The organism is Arthrobacter sp. D3-18, assembly GCF_054408525.1.
Window position 1 is genome coordinate 3,905,652 of record NZ_CP096440.1, and the last position, 19,786, is coordinate 3,925,437.

The 19,786-nt window shown below is 62.2% G+C and carries 17 protein-coding genes; 13 read left to right on the forward strand and 4 right to left on the reverse strand.

The features are described from left to right. Positions 1-64 precede the first annotated feature (64 nt). Positions 65-1,096, forward strand: a complete 1,032-nt coding sequence (locus M1D89_RS20075) for an LLM class flavin-dependent oxidoreductase (protein WP_498646319.1) — start codon at positions 65-67, stop codon at positions 1,094-1,096. A gap of 15 nt (positions 1,097-1,111) precedes the next feature. On the opposite strand, the gene M1D89_RS20080 is transcribed toward M1D89_RS20075, so the two are convergent. After that, the gene (locus tag M1D89_RS20080) at positions 1,112-1,780 is read right to left on the reverse strand and encodes a response regulator (protein ID WP_498646321.1); all 669 of its coding nucleotides are present in this window, start codon (positions 1,778-1,780) and stop codon (positions 1,112-1,114) included. After that, positions 1,777-3,411: a sensor histidine kinase gene (locus tag M1D89_RS20085; protein WP_498646323.1), complete on the reverse strand. Its 1,635-nt coding sequence runs from the start codon at positions 3,409-3,411 to the stop codon at positions 1,777-1,779. The genes M1D89_RS20080 and M1D89_RS20085 overlap by 4 nt, the downstream gene beginning before the upstream one ends. Before the next feature lie 297 nt (positions 3,412-3,708). On the opposite strand from M1D89_RS20085, the gene M1D89_RS20090 reads away from it, so the two are divergent. The 11 genes from M1D89_RS20090 (at position 3,709) to M1D89_RS20140 (ending at position 15,607) form a co-directional block, all read left to right on the forward strand. Beyond that, the gene (locus M1D89_RS20090) at positions 3,709-4,713 is read left to right on the forward strand and encodes a Bug family tripartite tricarboxylate transporter substrate binding protein (protein WP_498646325.1); all 1,005 of its coding nucleotides are present in this window, start codon (positions 3,709-3,711) and stop codon (positions 4,711-4,713) included. Beyond that, on the forward strand, positions 4,710-5,213 hold the full coding sequence (locus M1D89_RS20095; protein ID WP_498646327.1) for a tripartite tricarboxylate transporter TctB family protein: 504 nt from the start codon (positions 4,710-4,712) through the stop codon (positions 5,211-5,213). Before M1D89_RS20090 ends, M1D89_RS20095 begins: the two co-directional genes overlap by 4 nt. Beyond that, positions 5,213-6,814: a tripartite tricarboxylate transporter permease gene (locus M1D89_RS20100; protein WP_498646329.1), complete on the forward strand. Its 1,602-nt coding sequence runs from the start codon at positions 5,213-5,215 to the stop codon at positions 6,812-6,814. Before M1D89_RS20095 ends, M1D89_RS20100 begins: the two co-directional genes overlap by 1 nt. Before the next feature lie 57 nt (positions 6,815-6,871). Beyond that, positions 6,872-7,264, forward strand: coding sequence for a universal stress protein (locus M1D89_RS20105; protein WP_017198318.1), 393 nt, complete (start codon positions 6,872-6,874; stop codon positions 7,262-7,264). A gap of 433 nt (positions 7,265-7,697) precedes the next feature. After that, a complete protein-coding gene (locus M1D89_RS20110) occupies positions 7,698-8,975 on the forward strand; it encodes an ABC transporter substrate-binding protein (protein WP_498646332.1) in 1,278 nt (425 codons plus the stop codon). A gap of 71 nt (positions 8,976-9,046) precedes the next feature. Continuing rightward, a complete protein-coding gene (locus M1D89_RS20115) occupies positions 9,047-9,934 on the forward strand; it encodes a carbohydrate ABC transporter permease (RefSeq protein WP_017198323.1) in 888 nt (295 codons plus the stop codon). Then, complete coding sequence (locus M1D89_RS20120) at positions 9,934-10,893, forward strand: carbohydrate ABC transporter permease (RefSeq protein WP_498646334.1); 960 nt, start codon at positions 9,934-9,936, stop codon at positions 10,891-10,893. Before M1D89_RS20115 ends, M1D89_RS20120 begins: the two co-directional genes overlap by 1 nt. Positions 10,894-10,939: 46 nt before the next feature. After that, positions 10,940-12,337 (forward strand): NosD domain-containing protein, encoded by a 1,398-nt coding sequence (locus tag M1D89_RS20125; RefSeq protein WP_498646336.1) that lies wholly within the window; start codon positions 10,940-10,942, stop codon positions 12,335-12,337. Positions 12,338-12,407: 70 nt separating this feature from the next. Next, entirely contained in the window at positions 12,408-13,496 is a 1,089-nt protein-coding gene (locus M1D89_RS20130) for a LacI family DNA-binding transcriptional regulator (protein WP_498646338.1), read from the forward strand. 45 nt (positions 13,497-13,541) lie between these two features. Beyond that, positions 13,542-15,071, forward strand: coding sequence for a glycoside hydrolase family 32 protein (locus M1D89_RS20135; RefSeq protein ID WP_498646340.1), 1,530 nt, complete (start codon positions 13,542-13,544; stop codon positions 15,069-15,071). Positions 15,072-15,076: 5 nt separating this feature from the next. Beyond that, complete coding sequence (locus M1D89_RS20140) at positions 15,077-15,607, forward strand: GNAT family N-acetyltransferase (protein WP_498646342.1); 531 nt, start codon at positions 15,077-15,079, stop codon at positions 15,605-15,607. A gap of 5 nt (positions 15,608-15,612) precedes the next feature. Here the strand turns inward: M1D89_RS20140 and M1D89_RS20145 are convergent, their stop codons facing one another. Next, a complete protein-coding gene (locus M1D89_RS20145; protein ID WP_498646344.1) occupies positions 15,613-17,748 on the reverse strand; it encodes an amylo-alpha-1,6-glucosidase in 2,136 nt (711 codons plus the stop codon). Positions 17,749-17,792: 44 nt separating this feature from the next. Then, on the reverse strand, positions 17,793-18,866 hold the full coding sequence (locus M1D89_RS20150) for a glycosyltransferase family 4 protein (RefSeq protein WP_498646346.1): 1,074 nt from the start codon (positions 18,864-18,866) through the stop codon (positions 17,793-17,795). Positions 18,867-19,023: 157 nt separating this feature from the next. Between M1D89_RS20150 and M1D89_RS20155 the strand changes: the two genes are divergently transcribed. Next, positions 19,024-19,722 carry a DsbA family oxidoreductase gene (locus tag M1D89_RS20155; protein ID WP_498646348.1) on the forward strand — a complete coding sequence of 233 codons (699 nt, stop codon included), beginning with the start codon at positions 19,024-19,026 and terminating at the stop codon, positions 19,720-19,722. The last annotated feature ends 64 nt before the right edge of the window (positions 19,723-19,786 follow it).

Sequence of the window (19,786 nt, forward strand, 5' to 3'; positions counted from 1 at the left end):
CGTCGTCGTTGGTAACGGCACTTATTCTGGGCAGTAGCCGCCCCGCCAAACGCGAAGGAATGCCATGCCCAGCCCTGAACGCCCCCTCCGGAAGCTTGGATTTCTGACTATTGGCCTGTTCGACCCGGCCGACCCTGCGGCCGGCCATCAATCGACGTTGGAGATCATCGAGCTCGGCGAGCAGCTGGGATTCGACAGCGCCTGGTTACGCCACCGCCATCTGCAGTTCGGGATCTCCTCCCCTGTCGCGGTGATGGCTGCCGCCAGCCAGCGAACGTCCAGGATTGAGCTTGGCACGGCGGTAACCCCGCTGGGTTGGGAGAACCCGCTGCGGCTGGCGGAGGACCTGGCAACCGTTGACCTGCTTGCCGGGGGACGGATTAATCCGGGCCTCAGCGTGGGAGAACCGATGCACTACGACACCGTGAAACACCATCTATACGCCGATTCCTGGGATGTCGAAGACTTTAGCTATGACCGCGTAGACCGGTTCGCCCGCCTGGTCGCCGGCGAACCGGTCCGGGACTTCTCCGGCAAGCAGGGTGTTGTGGAGGAATTCTCCAACCGGGTGGAGCCGCACTCCCCCGGACTGCGTAGCCGTCTGTGGTACGGGGCGGGAAGCATGAAGTCGGCCGTTTGGGCAGGGACAAACGGCTTCAACCTACTGTCCAGCAGTGTGATTTTTCCCGACAAGGATCAAGAACCGGACTTCGCAAGAGTCCAACAATCGCAGATTCGGGCATACCGCGACGCCGCCACCGCGTCCGGAAATACTGCCAGGGCGTCGCAGGGCTTAGTGGTGATCCCAACCGATTCCGCTTCGAGCACCCAGAAGGAGAAGTACCAGCGGTACGTCGATGAACGGACTCCCCGCACAGAGGCTCCGCAGGGCCCCAAGGGCATGATGTTCGCGAAGGATCTGATCGGCACCAGCGACGAAATCGCCGAGCAACTGTACGCCCATGCTGGTTTCCAGGAAGTGGACGAGGTGGCTTTCGCGCTACCCTTCAGCTTCGACCACCAGGACTATGTGCAGATCCTCACCGACATCGCGGAGAAGTTGGGCCCGGCCTTGGGGTGGAAACCGACCGACTAAATGCAGAGCCCAGGATCACCGCCCCTTCAGCACGTATCGCCTTTCAGGGCGTCCGACGCCGTACTTGAGTCTGACCTCCAGCGCACCCTCGTCGTGGAGGTACTCGAGGTAACGCCTGGCGCTCACCCGCGAGGTCCCGAGTTGCTCGGCAAGCTCGGCGGCAGAGAGATCACCCGGTGCGGTTTTCAGCGCTGATTCAACCAGTTCGAGTGTCTCAACGCTGCAACCTTTGGGCAGGGTCCGCTCGGAAACGCTCAGTCCGAAGACGCGGTTTACGTCAGATTGCTCGGCCTCCACTTTGGAGGCGTCCAAACCTTGGTAAGCACTGAGGTAATGCTCCAGCCTCTCCTGCAGGTCAGCTTGGGAGAAGGGCTTGATGAGGTAGTGGACGATCCCGCCGCGCAAGGCCTTTCGGACGGTTTCCACCTCGCGGGCAGCGCTGATCACCAGTACATCGAGGTCCGGAGCAACATCGCGCAGCTGATGCATGAGCTCCAGTCCGTTGATGTCCGGGAGATGGATGTCCAGCAACACGAGGTCGGGCTGGAGCCTTTGCGTTTCCACCAAAGCCTGAGCACCCGTATGCGCCACGCCCACCACCCCAAAGCCCGGGGTCCGCTGGATGAACCCGGCGTGTACCTTGGCCACCATGAAGTCGTCGTCGACGATCAGTACCTTGATCACGGCTGGGTTGTCCCCTTCGTGGAGTCGAGCTTGTTGGAGTCGGAGTCGGGTTTGTCCGAGTTAGAGGTGCTTTTGTTGAAGCGTGCAGTGAACACCGCCCCTTGGTCATTGGAGACAGTCAGGTCACCTCCGGAGCGCCGGCAGATTACGCGTGACAACGCCAACCCAAAGCCCCGCGCATCGCCCGGTCCAGGCTCTTTCGTGGAGAAGCCTTGCCGAAAAATGTCCTCCGCGGAGCCGGAAGGAACACCGGGACCGTTGTCCCGGACGGTGACTGTGACGTTCTCACCCGAGTTAACCACCAACACTTGGACCGAGGCCCCGGGAAGTCCAGTGACGGCGTCGAACGCGTTATCCACCAGGTTCCCCACCACTGTGGTGAGGTCGCGGGACAGTTCCTCGTTGACGCGTGGCAGCGCGGACTTCGGGTCCAGCTTCAGCTCCACTCCGCGCTCCGTTGCCAAGCTGGCCTTGGCGATCAGCAGGGCTGCGAGCGCGGGGTCCTCGATGCGGCTCGTGACGTCGTCGTTGAGCCGTGTCCGGTCGAGGGTGGCTCCGTTGACGAACTGCACCACGGAATCGTATTCGCCTATCTGGATCAGGCCGGAGATGACGTGGAGTTGGTTGGCGAACTCGTGGGCCTGGGCCCGCAAAGTGTCGGTCACGGTCTTGGTGGCGCCGAGTTCACTCTCCAGGGAGGACAGCTCGGTCCGGTCCCTCAACGTGGTGACGGAGCCGATGTCGCGTCCGTGGGAACGCAGGGCAACGCGGTTCATCACTACCAGTCGCTCCCCCACGAGCACCAACTGGTCGGGGTCGGACTGTTCCCGGGTGAGAACTATTTTCAGCGCAGGGTCTACATGGAGGGAGCGCAGCTTCTTTCCCACACAATCCGGTGGCAGACCCAGAAGTTGCCTGGCGCTTTCATTGGCCACCGTGATGCGCTCGTGGGGATCCAGAGCGACCACGCCTTCCTTCAGGCCCTGCAGCATCGCTTCACGGTTCTCCACGAGACCGGTGATTTCCCGCGGTTCCATACCCAGGGTTTGCCGTTTGACGCGGCGGGACAACAGGAGGGATCCGGCGACGCCCAGGACGCTGGCGACACCCAGATAGGTGAGCAGGTTGGGAACGGCGTCGCCTAGTCGCTCAATGGTGGATGGGTAGTTCCTGCTGATGGATGCAACGCCGATGACTTTTCCGGAATCGTCCAGGACGGGGACGTGGGCGGACAGCACGGCGCCGCTGCTGCCTGGCAGGACACCTGTCCAGGCGCGCCCTTCCATCACTTGGCTCTCACCCAGCGGCAGGGGTTGGCCCAACAGGCTGGGATCCGATGATGCCACTACGGTGCCGTCAAGTTTGGCGAGGGCCACATGCGATGATCCCGAAACGGTGCGCACGGATTCGGCCACGGCAGGGAGTGCTGAACCGACACGCGGTTCGGCCTCCGGGAGCAACGCGCGGACAGTGGGGTTGCTGCCTAGTGCTTCAGCAGCCAGCAGCGCCCGGCGTCCTTCAGTCCGTTCGAAGGTGGCGGCCGATTGCGCCAGCGAAATGGCCACAACGGCGACAAGAACTGCCAGGACGATCAGTAACTGCAGGACAAGGTACTGCCCTGCCAGGGACATGCCTCTTCTTCGAGGCAGTCGAGTGAGTCGAGTCACTGCTGGGTTCCTTTGGTGGTGCCTGGGAGCGGGGCGGTCAACAGTTTCCCCGTGGCGTATCGGAACTATACCCCAGCGGCACAGAAGACCCCAGCGGCACGAAAGACCAGCTCAGACCGCAGAAACCCGTGAACGCAATGAACTTAAAGATCACTGCGAACACAAGAGTGATCCCTGTCACTTACGCGCCTAGCATCAAATCAACGGGGCACAACGCTGATCGCCCTACACCGAATTTTCGATGATGAGAAGAGGAACACCATGCGCCAGATCCGCGCATTGCGAGTCGCCGCCGTCGCCGCCGGCATCGCCCTGATGGCCACCGGCTGCGGTGCCACAGGCAAGTCCACCGGTTCTGACAGCACCGGTGCAGCAGGACCGATCACCGGACTCCAGATCATGGTTCCAAACACTCCCGGAGGTGGCTACGACACCACCGCTCGGGCCGCCGCCAAGGTACTGGACGACGAGAAGATCTCCACCAACACCGAGGTGTTCAACCTTGCCGGCGCCGGCGGTACGGTTGGCCTTGCCCGCATCGTCAATGAAAAGGGCAACGGCGACCTCACCATGCTCATGGGCCTGGGCGTTGTTGGAGCCAGCTACACCAACAAGTCCGAGTCGAAGCTGACGGAGACCACCCCGCTGGCAAAACTCATCGAGGAACCCGAAGCCATCATGGTCAGCAAGGACTCCCCGTACAAGACCATCGATGACCTGGTGACGGCGTGGAAGGCCAACCCCGGCTCCATCGCAGTTGGCGGCGGTTCTTCGCCCGGCGGCCCTGACCACCTCCTGCCCATGCAGTTGGCCGGCGCGGTTGGCATCGACGCCACCAAGGTTAACTTCGTCTCCTACGACGGCGGTGGCGATCTCCTCCCCGCCATCCTCGGTAACAAGCTCGGCTTCGCCGCTTCCGGTGCCGGCGAGTACCTGCAGCAGATCAAGTCCGGCGAGATCCGGGTCCTGGCCACCACTGGCGAGAACCGCTTGGAAGGTGTGGACGCTCCCACGCTGAAGGAATCCAACATTGACCTCATCTTCACCAACTGGCGCGGCATTGTGGCCCCTCCAGGCATCAGCGAGGACGACAAGAAGTCCCTGATCGCCGCCCTTGAGAAGATGCACGCCTCCGCAGCCTGGAAGGAAGCACTCAAGACCCACAGCTGGACCGACGCTTTCGTAACCGGCGACGAATTCCAGACGTTCCTGACAGACCAGGACAAGCGGGTGGCGGACGTCCTGACCAAGCTCGGGTTGGCGTGAGCTCCTTAACCACAGGCCTGAAAGGCCGCGCCGAGCTGGGGGTAGCCCTCCTGCTCGGCGTGGTCGGCGTCCTGGTCTTCCTGGACGCGAACGGTCTGGTCACCCCCTACTCGCAGTCGGACCCGGTGGGTCCCAAGACCGTCCCGTTCATTGTGTCCGGTTTGCTGATCGTCTGCGCTGTTCTGCTTGCCATCAACGTCCTCCGTGGCGGCAAGGGCGAAGCCGAGGGCGGCGAAGACGTCGACCTCGCTCACCCTGCCGATTGGAAGACTGTCCTTCCGCTGGCCGGTGCTTTTATCCTGAACATCCTGCTCATCGACTGGGCCGGCTGGGTCATTTCCGGAACGGTCCTCTTCTGGGGCAGCGTGCTGGCGCTCGGTAGCCGCCGCTACATTCGTGACGCCCTCATTTCCGTCGCACTGTCCTTGCTGACCTTCTACGGCTTCTACCTCGGCCTGGGCATCGCATTGCCGGCCGGGCTCCTGGAAGGAATCCTCTAATGGACGTCTGGTCCTCCCTGATGGACGGTTTCGCGACCGCCCTCACCCCCATGAACCTCTTGTTCGCCGTGATCGGCGTACTCTTGGGCACCGCCGTCGGCGTCCTCCCCGGGCTGGGTCCGGCCATGACGGTGGCGTTGCTGCTACCGGTCACCGCCGCCCTGGAGCCCACCAGCGCCTTCATTATGTTCGCCGGCATCTACTACGGTGGCATGTTCGGCGGTTCCACCACTTCCATCCTCCTCAACACACCAGGTGAATCGTCGTCGGTGGTGACTGCCATTGAAGGCAACAAGATGGCCAAAGCCGGCAGGGCCGCACAGGCGCTTGCCACCGCGGCCATCGGCTCGTTCATCGCCGGCACCATCGGCACCGCGCTACTGGCGGTCTTCGCACCCATCGTGGTGCAGTTCGCCGTGAGCCTGGGTGCTCCCAGCTACTTCGCCATCATGGTCCTCGCACTGCTCGCGGTGACCGCCGTCCTTGGTTCGTCCAGGCTCCGCGGGTTCGCTTCACTGGCCCTTGGCTTGGCCATCGGGCTGGTAGGCATCGACTCCGTGACCGGCCAACGCCGCCTGACCTTCGGCCAGCCGTTGCTGGTGGACGGATTGGACATTGTGGTGGTCGCCGTCGCGATCTTCGCCGTGGGTGAAGCCCTCTGGGTTGCCGCCCACCTGCGTCGCACGCCGCTCCACGTCATCCCGGTGGGTCGCCCCTGGATGGGCAAGAAGGACTGGGGCCGTTCCTGGAAGCCCTGGCTTCGCGGCACCGCCTTCGGCTTCCCGTTCGGTGCCCTGCCCGCCGGTGGCGCCGAGATCCCCACGTTCCTCTCCTACGTCACCGAGAAGCGGCTCACCAAGCACCCGGAAGAGTTCGGCAAGGGCGCTATTGAAGGCGTCGCCGGACCTGAAGCGGCCAACAATGCTGCCGCGGCCGGAACCATGACGCCGCTGCTCGCACTCGGCCTCCCCACCAACGCGACAGCCGCCGTGATGCTCGCTGCCTTTACGTCCTACGGCATCCAGCCCGGCCCGCAGCTGTTCTCCAGCGAAGGACCGCTGGTGTGGGCACTCATTGCGAGCCTCTTCATCGGCAACTTCCTGCTCCTGCTCATCAACCTGCCCTTGGCACCGGTCTGGGCGAAGCTGCTGCAGCTCCCCCGCCCCTACCTCTACGCAGGCATCCTGTTCTTCGCCACCTTGGGTGCGTACTCGGTCAACCTGCAGGCCTTCGATCTTGTGATTCTGCTGGTGCTCGGTGCCCTCGGATTCATGATGCGGCGCTTCGGACTTCCGGTCCTGCCGCTGATCCTCGGCGTCATCCTGGGCCCGCGCATTGAGGGCCAGCTCCGCAAGACGCTGCAGTTGAGCGCCGGTGATCCCGCAGGCCTGTTCAGCGAGCCAATCGCGATAGTGGTCTACATCATCGTGGCGCTCATTCTCGCTTGGCCGCTGATCTTCAAGCTGGTCCGCCGCAACCGTCCGGTGGCAGCCACAGCGGTTCCGGGTAACTCCGGCGCTACGGTCCCGAGGGAAGCCGGCGGCGTGAGCCACGGAAGCCACCGCGCTGACGGAACAGCAGACGGCGACGGCGACGGCTAGCCTGGCGCCTGGCACAACCAGCCGCCTCCCCAACAATCAGCCCAACAAGGAGAAACCATGACCATCGTGGTGGGATACGTCCCCACACCAGAAGGCGAAGCGGCGTTGACGCAGGCCATCGCCGAGGCCAAGAAGAGCAATGACACCCTGCTGGTCATCAACTCCTCCAAGGGCGACGCCCTGGTGGACAACCGGTACGCACAAGAGCCGGACATCCAGAGCATCGAGGAACGGCTCGCTGACCAAGGCATCCAGCACATCATCAAGCAACCGGTCCGTGGCCATGACGCAGCTGCCGAGGTCCTGGACGCCGCCGATGAGAACGATGCCGATCTGATCGTCATCGGCCTTCGCCGCCGCAGCCCGGTAGGCAAGCTCATCATGGGCAGCGTCTCCCAGCGGATCCTGCTGGAGGCAGACTGCCCGGTCCTGGCAGTCAAAGCGGACTAACTTCAGAAATCACGACGGCGGCTGGTCACCTGGGTGACCAGCCGCCGTCGTGCGTTGGGCCTCCCTCGGCAAGCTTGCAGAGCCGCTACCCTTCCCGCCAAATGCACCCGCAGGTGGAAGGGAGCGCACCCTTTGCCGCCGAATGCACCCGCGACGACTGCAGCAATCGGCGGGAAAGGGTGCGAGTTTCCGGGCGGAAGCTGCCAAATTGCCAAAACGTTTCTTCGCGGGACTGGGAGAAACACTAAGCGGCTTGGAACAAGGGTGTCAATGACAAAATCCCCGCCGGCTTTTTGGCAACGGGCACCCACCGAAGTGACTCTTGACACTTCCGAAGAGACAGCCCTACAGTGTTGCCAAGTCGTTTTGGCAAAACGATTCTTCACCCCAAACAGTCTTGCCATCCCGTTCGAGAGAAAGTGAGTCGACAGCGATGTCCACTCGAAACACCATCTCCAGGCTCGTCACCCTTGGCGGCCTCTGCACCGCCGTCGCGCTCGCGGCTACCGGATGCGGCGCAGGGGGCCCGGCACCAACGTCGGGTAGCGCCGCAGGCACCGTCAACGTCCTGGTGGAAGCCGGCGGTCACGCCGAACTCACCGGAGTTGCCGAACAGTGCAAGAAGGACACCGGAATCGACGTCAACTTCGTAGAACTGCCGTACGACGGCATGTTCAACCGGCTCTCCAGTGAATTCTCCTCCGGCAACGTTTCCTTCGACGTCGCCGCACTCGACTCCGTGTGGCTTCCGAGCTTCAAGGACGCGGTCCAACCCATCGACGAAATCTTCACCGATGAGGCCAAGAAGGACATCTTCCCCGCGCTGATCAAGGAAGCAAACGTGGATGGCCACTTCATCGGCCTTCCGGCGTGGACCAATGCCGAGATCATTCTCTACCGCAAAGACCTCTTCGATGACGCCAAAAACAAGGCCGACTTCCAAGCAAAGTACGGCTACGAACTCGCTGCACCCACTACGTGGAAGCAGTACCAGGACATTTCGGAATTCTTCACCAAGGACGGCATGTACGGCACGGATGTGAAGGGCGCCGTGGAAACTGAATGGCTTGCCCACGTCCTGCAGGCCGGCTCCCCCATGGTCCTCGACGGCGACAACGTAGTAATAGACAACGCAGCCCATAAAGAAGCACTCGATTTCTACGTAAGCCTCACAAAGTCCGCGCCTCCAGGTGCTGCACAAGTTGACTGGGCTGCAGCGCAGAACCTGTTCAACCAGGGCAAGACCGCCATGACCCGCTTCTGGGCCCACGCTTACCGTCAGATCCCCAAGGATTCACCGGTGGCAGGCAAAGTGGGAGCTGCCGCAATGATTGGCGGCAGCGCCGGCGTCGCAGGTGTTCCGGGACCTTGGTACCTGTCTGTCCCGAAGGCCACCAAGAATGCAGACTCCGCAAAGAAGTTCATCAAGTGCGCCTACGACCACAACGGTCTGGGCATTGAATCCAGCCTTGGCTTGGCCTCCCGTATTTCCGCGTTCGAGAAGTACCAGGACCAGCCCGGCTACGAGAGCTTCAAGCCACTGATCGAAACCCTCAACGGCAAAGCCACCGCCACCCGCCCGGCAACAGCCAAGTGGCAGCAAATCGTTGACACCGTGCTGGTCCCGCTCCTGCAGAAGGCAGTGGCTGGCGGCGACTCCGCGACCCTCCTGGCCGAAGCCAAGAAGCAGATCCAGGACCTCCTCAAGTAAAGACTCCGCGGCCGGCACCCGGAACCATAACCCCGTGCCGGCCGCGGCCCCAACCAGCAGAAGAGAAAATCGTGCGCATCTCCGATCGCCGCTTCGCCCTATACCTGATGACCCCGGCGGCGTTGTTCCTGGCCGTCTTCGTGGCCTACCCGCTGTTCCGCCTCATTGCAGACAGCTTCTTCAAGATCTCGCCCATCGCCGGCGGCCCGCGTGACTTCGTGGGATTCCAGAATTACGTCACCGCTTTCGCCTCCGAAGCCTTCATGGGGGCAGGGTGGCGAACCCTCGCCTACACCTTGGTAGTAGTTACCCTCGAGTTCGCCCTCGGCCTGGGCATGGCGCTCCTGTTCACCACGCTTGGGCGCAGCTCGCAGGTCTGGAGGACCGTCTTCCTGTACCCGCTGATGATCGCCCCGATTGTTGCCGGGTTGCTATGGAAGTTCCTGATGATCGACAACTTCGGCCTCATCGGAACCCTCTTGCACCAGGCCGGCATCCTCTCCAATCCGAACCAAATCGGGTGGTTGTCAGATCCGAACATTGTGCTGTTCTCAGTGGCAATCCCTGACATTTGGCTCACCACCTCCTTCATGTGCCTCGTGCTGTTCGCCGGCCTGCAGAACATCCCCGGCGATCTCATTGAAGCTGCACGCTTGGACGGCGCCAAAGCACCCGCGCTCCTGTTCCAGATCATCCTTCCGCTCCTCCGCCCGGTGATCGCAGTGGCGTTGGTTGTCCGGGGAATCGACGCCGCACGTGCCTTCGACACCATCCTGATTCAAACCAACGGCGGCCCCCAGTCCGCATCCGAAACCATGAGCCTGCTGATCTACCGCACCATGATCCGCTTCGGCGATCCCGGCTTGGCCAGCGCCATGGGCACCATCTACCTGCTGGCGATGCTCGCCGTCGCATTCTTCGCGGTGGCCACCATCTGGCGGCCAGGAAAGGACAACTGATGAGCTCCCGGACCGCGATTTCACGGAACCGAGCCGCAACTGAGGGCGACGTGACCAGCCAAGCCGCACAGCCGACGTCGAAAGTCACGCAAGGCCTGCGCAAGCGCCGCGGCGTCAACCGCGAAGGGCTGGAAGCCGGACGCCGAAGCACCCGGACCATCCTGTGGATCCTGTTGGCGGTGGCCATGGTGCTGTACGGCTTCCCGTTCCTGTACCTGCTGTTCACCTCGTTCAAGACGCCAATCGACACCATCGCCGTACCGCCCACCATTCTCCCCAAAGAATGGACGCTGGAGAACTACGCCAACGCCCTGGGCCGGAGCGGAGTGCTGGCCTCGTTTATCAACAGCGTGCAGACCGCCATCATCAGCACCGTGTTGTCACTGGTCCTGGCTATCCCGGCCGCCTACGGCATCACGCGCTACAAGACTCCCAGCGGCCGCGTGTTCATCATGGCGGCGCTGGTAACACGTATGGTCCCGCCCGTGGCCATCGGCATCCCGCTGGCATCAATGATGTCCTCCGTAGGGCTCGCAGACACGCCCATCGCTTTGTCCATTGCCCACACCACCATCTCGTTGCCACTGTCCATCTGGCTCATGTCCAGCTTCTTTGAGGCCGTGCCCCGCGACTTGGAGGAAGCGGCAACGGTTGATGGCTGCAGCAGGCTCGGAGCGCTCTGGCGGGTGGTCATCCCTGTGGTCTCCGGAGGCATCGCAGTCACCGCGATCTTCGCCTTCCTGGCCTCGTGGAACGAATTCCTGTTCGCCCTCCTCATGACCGCCATCCGCTCGCAAACAACCCCGGTGGTTATCGCGAACTTCCAGACCCAGTTCGGACTGGACTGGGGGTCCATGACCGCACTCGCAGCCGTCTACTCCATCCCCGTGATCCTCCTGACCCTTCTCCTGCAGCGCAAAATCGTCGCAGGCATGACGCTCGGCGCTGTTAAGGGCTAAGAGCACGGTCAAGGCTAAGGAAATTTTCAAGCTAAGAGAGGACCCCATGTCCAACAGCAACTACTACGACGTCACCACGTGGCCTATCGGCAACCCGTCCGAGGACGTTGGTGAAGTCATCAACAGCATCATCGCTGACATCAAGGACCGGCAAACGGTCATGGATGAGAACGACGGCGGCAAGCCGGGAGCGGTGATTTACCTTCCGCCCGGGGACTATCACCTCCGCACGCAGGTGGTCATCGATGTCAGCTTCCTCAAGATCCAGGGCTCGGGACACGGCTTTACGTCCTCGAGCATCCGGTTCAATGTTCCTGAGGACGAATGGCCGGACCTCCATGAGTTGTGGCCCGGCGGTAGCCGCGTCATCGTCGACATTCCGCTCAGCGACGACTTACTCAGGGACGACGAATCCAAGGGCGCCGCCTTCTACATCGAACGTAGCGGGAGCCCCCGGATCAGCTCAGTGGAATTCTCCAACTTCTGCATCGATGGCTTGCACTTCACTCCGGATGGTTCAGGGCTGCCTGCGGAGAACAGCTACGTCAACGGCAAGACCGGCATCTATGTGGCAAGCGCCAATGACTCCTTCCGGGTCAACGGAATGGGATTCGTCTACCTCGAGAATGCGCTCACCATCTACAAGGCGGATGCCCTTTCCCTTCACGACAATTTTATTGCCGAATGCGGAAGCTGCATCGAACTCCGTGGCTGGGGCCAAGCGTCAAAGATCACCGACAACTTGATTGGGGCCGGTTTCAAGGGTCACTCGATCTACGCCCAGAACCATGGCGGGCTCCTGATCACCGCGAACAACATCTTCCCCCGCGGTGCCAGCAGCATCCATTTTGACGGCGTCACGCGTTCAAGTGTGTCCAACAACCGCCTGCACTCGTTCTACCCCGGGATGGTGGTTCTTGCAGGGAACAGTTCTGAGAACCTCGTGGCCACCAACCACTTCCTGAGGGACCACGAGCCCTGGACTCCCTTCCTGGGAGTAGATAACGGGCGAGATGACCTCTTCGGGTTGCTGAGCATCAGTGGCAACAACAACTCGGTGATCGGTAACCACTTCTCCGAAGTAGTGGACGCGCAGAGCATTCAGCCATCGGGGGCCACACCCGTGATCATCCGCCTGGGAGAGGGGGCAGGCAACTTCGTCTCCAACAACCACGTGGTGGCCATGGACGTTCGCGCTGCATCGAGTGACTCCTGCTTCTCGGCCCAAGTGGATGCGTTGCTGACCACCGGGGCTTCGGACGGCCTGGCCGTGACGTCGGTCCTTGTTGATTCCGCCTCCGCCCGGAATACCATCCTTGATTCAGGACATGACGCCCAAGTGATCGCAGACAGGGGCGTCAACGCTGTGAGGGCCACGCCGACCATTGGTTTCGACGCCGTAGGCAACGCCCAAACGAGCCAGGCAGCGGGTATTCCTCGATAGCCTACTGGGACGAGTAAGCCGAACGTAGGATCAGCAACAATCATCAACACCATGAGGACGTGGGAAAGCAATGACCAAAAGATCTGTAGGTATCAAAGACGTGGCCGCCGCGGCCGGTGTCTCTGTCACCACCGTCTCCCATGTCCTCAATGACGTTGCCTACGCCCGCGTAGGTACCGAAACGAGGGAACGGGTCCACGAAGCCGCCCAGCGACTGGGTTACGGACCCAACCGGCTGGCCCAGGCCCTTCGCACCCAACGTTCGGGCATGATCGGTTTCATCAGCGAAGAGATTGCCACCACACCGCACGCAGGCAGGATCATCCTCGGTGCCGAGGAAACGGCGCGGGCACGTGGGTACAACATCATGATCATCAACTCCACCAGCACCGGTTCGCAGGATTCGCGCGAAAGCGACGTCGCTGACCTGCTGGATCGGCAGGTGGATGGCATTCTGTACGCCACCATGTACCACCGGAAGCTGTCCGTTCCCAAGAATCTGGCCGGGGTTCCGGCAGTCCTTGTGGACTCCGAGGACATCAACCACTCCGTCTCCTCAGTGATCCCCGATGAAGCCGGCGGCGCACGGCTCGCGGTGCAAACCTTGATCGACGCCGGTCACACGCGAATCGGCATGATCAACAACACCGACGACGTCCCGGCAACGCACTCCCGGCTGAAGGCTTTCAAGGACACGCTGGCCGATGCCGGGCTGGCGTTTCACGAAGAGCTGGTCCATTCGGAACTATCCGAGGTCCCGGGCGGCTACCAAGCGGCGCTGCGGGTCCTCGAATCTCCCAACCGGCCCACGGCCATCTTCTGCTACAACGACCGTATGGCCATGGGTGCTTACAGGGCGGCCGGGAAACTTGGGCTGCGGATACCCGACGACCTCTCAATCGTGGGATTCGATAACCAGCAGCTCATTGCCGAAAACCTTTACCCCTCGCTGACTACGGTGGCCCTTCCGCACTATGAAATGGGCGCGTGGGCTACGAAGAACCTGATCGACGCCATTGAGGGAAAAACGGACCTGCAGTTGTTTGCGGCCCACCCCACCGTTCTTCCCTGCCCCTTGGTTCTGCGTCATTCCGTGGCCTCCCCGCAGTCCGGGGCAGGCGACAGTAGCGCAGAACTGACCGCACGCACCAACACTTGAGACTCGAATCGCTGGAACTGGCGCACACTTCCCGAAAGAACTCCAATGACTGACACAATCACTCACCCTGCCGCTCCCGCAGAGCACACGGTCCGGCCGGCACTTCACTACACCGCCAACAGCACGTGGCTGAACGATCCCAATGGGCTCGTGTTTTACGAAGGCGTTTACCACCTCTTTTACCAGAACAACCCCTTCGACAACGTCTGGGGCAACATGTCCTGGGGCCATGCCACCTCGGAGGACCTTCTTCACTGGGACGAGCATCCCGTAGCCATCGCCTGCGACGAGCAGGAGGACGTGTTTTCCGGAAGCATCGTCGTGGATGAGGGCAATACGACCGGCTTCGGCACCCCGGAAAACCCTGCCTTGGTTGCCATCTACACCAGCGCTTTCAAGGAAGGTTCGGGACTCGATGGGACTCAGGCGCAGTCTCTCGCTTTCTCCACGGACGCGGGCATGACGTGGCAGAAGTACGCGGGAAACCCGGTCCTCAATCGGGGCTCGGCGCATTTCCGCGACCCCAAGGTGTTCCGGTACGACGGTGCGTCGGCTTCATTCTGGGTGATGGTGGCGGTGGAGGCACAGCACCAGCAGGTTGTCCTGTACCGCTCGGCAGACCTCAAGGAATGGGAGTACCTGAGCACGTTCGGGCCTGCCAATGCCACGGGCGGCGAGTGGGAATGTCCTGATCTCTTCCCCCTCCCCGTCGACGGAAACCCGGACTATGTCAAGTGGGTCCTGGTGGTCAACATCAACCCCGGTGCCGTAGCAGGAGGATCGGGAGGACAGTACTTCGTGGGCCATTTTGATGGGGTTCAGTTCACAGCGGACAGCGATTCATTGGTTGAGGACGGGAATACCAACCTGAGGCAGTGTCTATGGCTCGATTGGGGACGCGATTACTACGCAGCAGTCTCGTTCAGCAATGTTCCGGGCAACCGCCGCATCATGATCGGCTGGATGAATAACTGGGACTACGCCAACTCCCTGCCCACGTCACCGTGGCGTTCCAGCATGTCACTGGCCCGCGAGGTTGAGCTGGCCACCATTGACGGCCTGCCCCGCTTGGTACAGCGCCCCGTTCTGCCGGCGGACCTCGGGCCAGCCATCTACACCATGGAGGACCAGGAGATTCACGATTCCACGGTGGTATTGCCGCACACAGATTCAGTCCAGCAGGTCAACTCAGTCCAGGTGATTGACGCCGAGATCGTACTAGGAACTGCCGGAACAACCACCCTGAGCCTTTTCGGCGCAGCAGGCGGGGATGCCGCAACACTTCTTAGCTTCGATACTGCGACGAGCCAACTAACCCTGGATCGCCGCAAGTCCGGCAACACCGCTTTCCATGAAAAGTTCGCATCAGCAGAGTCAGCACCCGTCGCCCTTGAGGATGGCGTGCTCAGGCTCCGCGTGATCGTCGACCACGGCTCCGTGGAGGTGTTCGCGCAAGGCGGCAAAGTTGTCATGACCGATCTGGTTTTCCCCGCGCCCGGAAACCTGGGCACCGAGCTGAATGTGGAGGGTGGCACGGCTACAGTACGGAAATTGACGGTCTCGGTCGTATCCTGACTCACGTGACTGAAACCATCCGCACCGCAACAACGCACGACGCCGGGAAGCTGGCTGAGCTTGCCGCCGTCACCTTCCCGCTGGCGTGCCCGCCCGGCTCCTCCTTGGCGGACATTCAAGCCCACCTTGAAAAGACGTTGAGCGAGGCCAACTTTGAGGACTACCTCGCCGATGCGAACATCACCATCCTGGTGCTCGACGACGACGGGCAGCTCAACGGGTACACCATGCTGATTGCCAAGCCGGCCACCGACCCGGACGTGGCCTCTGTGCTCTCAGCGCTCCCCTCCACGGAACTCAGCAAGTGCTACGTCCACCCCGATCACCACGGGAAGGGCGCCGCGTCTCGACTCATCCAGGCATCGCTGGCTAATGCCGCGGACAAGGGCGCGGCCGGGGTGTGGCTCGGCGTCAACAGCGAAAATGCCAAGGCCATCCGCTTCTATGAGAAGAGCGGTTTCCAGCGCGTTGGCACCAAGTCGTTCAAGCTCGGCGACACCGTGGAGCACGACTTCGTGATGGAACACGCGCTTTAAGGAAACTAGCCGAACATCTCCCCAGTCAGGGGCGGCCGGGGATCGGACCTCAGCTCAAGACCGGCCGGTACCCCGGTCACGCTTCCGGATGAACCAGAGGCCTCGATGGTGATCCGCGAGCGCCCCAGCAGCACGTTGTCGGCTTTGAAGGTGCCCAAGGAGTCGGGCAGGATGGGCGCCAGGTGCAGCACGTTCCGGGTGAAATCGGGATCGAACCGCAGAAGGATCCGGGCGAGCTGGACGGGCGCCGCAGCCGCCCACGCTTGCGGGGAACACGCCGTCGGATAGGGAACCGGCTCCGCAAAATCTCCGCGGTCGAAGCCGCAAAAAAGCTCCGGAAGCTGACCGCCGAAGTGTTCGGCGGCGTCGAACAGTCCGCTCGCAACACGGCTGGCCTCCTTCACGAAGCCGTACCGCATGAGCCCTGTGGCGGCGAGAGCGGTGTCGTGGGGCCACACGGAACCGTTGTGGTAGCTGACGGGGTTGTACGCGCCCATGTGGGACCCCAACGTCCGGATGCCCCAGCCGGTGAACATTTCCGGGGACATCAGCCGCTCCGCCACCATGGGCGCCTTGTCCTCATCCACGATGCCCACCCACAGGCAGTGCCCCATGTTGGACGTGCACGAGTCCACGGGCTTCTTATCCTTGTCCAGCGCCAGCGCGTAATAACCCTGATCCGGGAGCCAAAAAGCCTCGTTGAAGGCGGTCTTCAGCGCTTCGGCGCGGTCCGCGCAACGGCGTTCGACGGCGGTGTCCCCCGCGGCGCGGGCTAAGAGGGAGCGTCCCACGTAGGCCGCGTAGGTGTAGGCCTGCACCTCGCAGAGGGCGATGGGCGTTTCCGCCATCCGGCCATCGGCGAAGTTGATGCCGTCCCAGGAGTCTTTCCAGCCCTGGTTGACGAGTCCGTGCTCGTTGGGCCGTTGATACTCGATGAAGCCGTCGCCGTCGCGGTCCCCGTACTGTTCCAGCCATTCGATGGCGCGGTCCGCGTGCGGGAGCAGGGACTCGATGATGTCCGAACCCAGACCCCATCGGCTGAGCTCTCCAAGCGTAGAGACGAACAAGGGCGTCGCGTCAGCTGTTCCGTAGTAGGCAGTTCCGCCCAACGAGAGTCCGGCTGTGACGCCAAGCCTGACCTCATGAGGGATGCGCCCGGGTTCTTCCTCGGAATCCACGTCCACTTTGCTGCCTTGGAGCGCGGCCAGGGTCTGCAGGGTTCCGGCGGCCAGGCGCGGGTCCACCATGAGTGACATGTAGGACGCAAGGAGGGAGTCGCGTCCGAACAGAGCCATGAACCAGGGCGCTCCGGCCGCCACGGCCACGCGGTCCGGATGTTCGGGGTCAAAGATGCGCAGGGAGCCCAAATCGCGTTGGCTCCGCTCCAGGACCTCCTCCACATTGCGGTCCGTCACGGCGATCCGGGGAACGTGCTCTTCCCAGGCAACGTGGCGGCGAACGCCCGGGGTGTGGTGGAGCGGTGTGGTTTCGGTGAAGGGATCGTTGGGCCCTTTTCCGTTGACCAGCGGGAGGGCGATGATGCTGGTGGACCACTGGCTGCGTGCGGGGATGTTGATGTGGAACCGTAAACCGTCCTCGGACACCTTGGCCCCTGAGGCCCGGAAGGAAACTCCCCTGCGTTGACCGCTGGAGTGGAGGGAGTCGATGTGCAGTTCTTTCTTATGTGCTTTCCTCGTGGGTGCTCCGGCTTTGTTGGTCCGGCCGCCCTTGACGTCGAAAAGGTCGGCCAGGTCGGCGTCGATCAGCAGTTCAATCTCGCAGGGCGCGTCCTGCCCGGAGTAGTTCCTGATGGTGATGTCGTCCCGCAGGCCTGCCCCGACGTGGCGTTGATGCTGAACTACCAGGGGGCTGTCGAACCTCCCGTCCGCAGCGCATGCCCGGCCCACATACTCAGCTTGGAAAGCCGTGGGGTTCCGTGCCACCAGCGGTTCCCGGAGTGCGCCGTTGATCCTCAGGATCCAGCGCGAAACGATCCGCGTGTCCTGATAGTAGGTACCTTGGGAGCCGCCGCCGTGGATGTCGCCTGAGTGCGAGGAAATACAAAAAGATGAACCTTCGACGACGGTCACGGCACCCAGTTCGGACGCCCCGGCTTCCGTGTCTTCGTTCCAAGCGGTCATGGCCGGCAGGCCTCCTCGGGGGTCTTGCTTGAGGGTAGGGAGCCCTAAAGGGCTCGACTCTGATTCTCTTGCAACAGGCCCTCGCCGGGAAGAGGTTTTGCCTGGAATTGTTCGATCACTTTGGCGTAGAGGTCCACATGATCGGCTGCCATCCGTTGAGCGCTGAACGACTCCTCCACGGAGCGTCTACACGCCTCGCGGCTCAGGTCCGGGATGCGGGCAACGGAGTCGGCCAGCTCCCTGGCAGACCCTACAAAACCGGTGACACCATTCCTGACGATTTCCGGAGCTGCACCCATGGGCGTGGCCAGCACCGGGGTTCCCGTGGCAAGTGCTTCGATCATTACCAGCCCAAAGGGTTCGTGCCATTGAATCGGGTTGAGCAGCGCCATCGCATCGCCCATCAATTCGTATTTCTCGGGATCGGAGAGCTCGCCAAGGAACTCTTCGTTGGATCCCAAAGCGGGTTGCACCACGTCGTGGAAGTAGCCCTGCTCATCCGGAGCGTGCATCTTTGCCGCGATCCTTAAGGGCACTCCTGCTTCCCGGGCGATGGCTACTGCTTCCATGAGCCCCTTGTCCGGGCACATACGTCCCACAAAGCAGGCATATCCCCCGGCCCCGCGGCCGACGCTCACCGCCGAGAGGTCAATCCCGTGATGGATGACTGCGGAGACCTCAAGATCCTCCACCCGGCTGCATTGATCATGGGAGATGGCGATGATGGCAGTGTCCTGTGCCATGTCCCGGTAGAGCGGCGCGTAGATGGGCGACAAAGGTCCGTGAATGGTGGTGACGACGGGGATGCCCGGTGGTCTACGCGCATAGAGCGGCCCGGCCAGGGTGTGGTCATGGATGATGTCCACGTCCCGCAACTCCGCGTAGGCCTTAATGACATGCCCCAATTCGCTGAAGCTCTGCCCCAGGTCCTCCGGAACGGCTGGGCCAAAGCCAGGAATTTGGGGCACTGGGCAAGTACTGTCCGCTGCCGTTGCCAGCAGGACTTCGTGGCCGGCGTCGGACAAGGCCCGCGCCAACGCATCCACTACACGCTCTGTTCCGCCGTACTTTTCCGGCGGTACGGTAAACCAAGGTCCAACTATGAGTCCGATTCGCACGAGTTCTCTCGGTGTAAACCCCCAACCCACAGGCTGACTGCACAACCTCTTCTAAACATATTCGTGGGTGGCCACCCCGGCAACACCCTTGGGGCGAGTGAGGAAACTAACAGCGTGCTCCCGGAATGTCAGCCCACGTCAGCGCGTTGCAGCCAACATGAAGATTGAGATCTGGTCAGACGTCGCGTGTCCGTGGTGCTACATCGGCAAGCGCCGTTTTGAGACCGCCCTGGCGCAGTTCCCGCACCGCGATTCCGTCGACATCGAGTGGAAGAGCTACCAGCTTGACCCCTCCGTCCCGGAGCACTACGACGGCACTGAGCTCGACTACCTGAGCAAACGCAAGGGCATGGCTCCCGAGCAGGTCAAGCAAATGTTCAGCCACGTCACGGAGACCGCCAAGGAAGAAGGCCTGGACTACCGGTTCCACCAAGTAGTGGTGGCCAACAGCTTCACCGCGCACCGCCTCATCCATCTGGCCGCCGCCCACGGACGCCAGGACGCCGCCAAGGAACGCCTGCTCAGCGACCACTTCGAGCACGGCAAGGACATCGGCAACCAGGAGTACCTCACGGAACTCGGCGCAGCACTTGAGCTGCCCACCGACGAGGTTGCCGAGCTCTTCACCTCCGACAAGTACGCGGACGAAGTCACTCAGGACATTAATGAGGCCCGCGCCATCGGCGTCACCGGTGTCCCGTTCTTCGTCATCGACCGCAAGTACGGCATCTCCGGTGCCCAGCCCGCTGATCTTTTCAGCCAGGCGTTGAACCAGGCGTGGCAGGAAGCCAATCCGCTGATCCCCGTGGGCGCCTCCGACGCCGAGGCCTGCGGCCCGGACGGCTGCGCAGTCTAAGTAGCCCCCGCCGTCGAACCCTAACCCATGTAGGTAGCAGATCAGGCCGTTCCCAGCGCTGGGA

Bases quoted from the DNA above. Each gene is read 5' to 3' on its own strand.
- M1D89_RS20125 (WP_498646336.1), top strand. From the start codon at position 10,940: ATGTCCAACAGCAACTACTACGACGTCACCACGTGGCCTATCGGCAAC.
- M1D89_RS20100 (WP_498646329.1), top strand. From the start codon at position 5,213: ATGGACGTCTGGTCCTCCCTGATGGACGGTTTCGCGACCGCCCTCACC.
- M1D89_RS20130 (WP_498646338.1), top strand. From the start codon at position 12,408: ATGACCAAAAGATCTGTAGGTATCAAAGACGTGGCCGCCGCGGCCGGT.
- M1D89_RS20105 (WP_017198318.1), top strand. From the start codon at position 6,872: ATGACCATCGTGGTGGGATACGTCCCCACACCAGAAGGCGAAGCGGCG.
- M1D89_RS20090 (WP_498646325.1), top strand. From the start codon at position 3,709: ATGCGCCAGATCCGCGCATTGCGAGTCGCCGCCGTCGCCGCCGGCATC.
- M1D89_RS20135 (WP_498646340.1), top strand. From the start codon at position 13,542: ATGACTGACACAATCACTCACCCTGCCGCTCCCGCAGAGCACACGGTC.
- M1D89_RS20145 (WP_498646344.1), bottom strand. From the start codon at position 17,748: ATGACCGCTTGGAACGAAGACACGGAAGCCGGGGCGTCCGAACTGGGT.
- M1D89_RS20155 (WP_498646348.1), top strand. From the start codon at position 19,024: ATGAAGATTGAGATCTGGTCAGACGTCGCGTGTCCGTGGTGCTACATC.
- M1D89_RS20075 (WP_498646319.1), top strand. From the start codon at position 65: ATGCCCAGCCCTGAACGCCCCCTCCGGAAGCTTGGATTTCTGACTATT.
- M1D89_RS20085 (WP_498646323.1), bottom strand. From the start codon at position 3,411: ATGTCCCTGGCAGGGCAGTACCTTGTCCTGCAGTTACTGATCGTCCTG.
- M1D89_RS20120 (WP_498646334.1), top strand. From the start codon at position 9,934: ATGAGCTCCCGGACCGCGATTTCACGGAACCGAGCCGCAACTGAGGGC.
- M1D89_RS20110 (WP_498646332.1), top strand. From the start codon at position 7,698: ATGTCCACTCGAAACACCATCTCCAGGCTCGTCACCCTTGGCGGCCTC.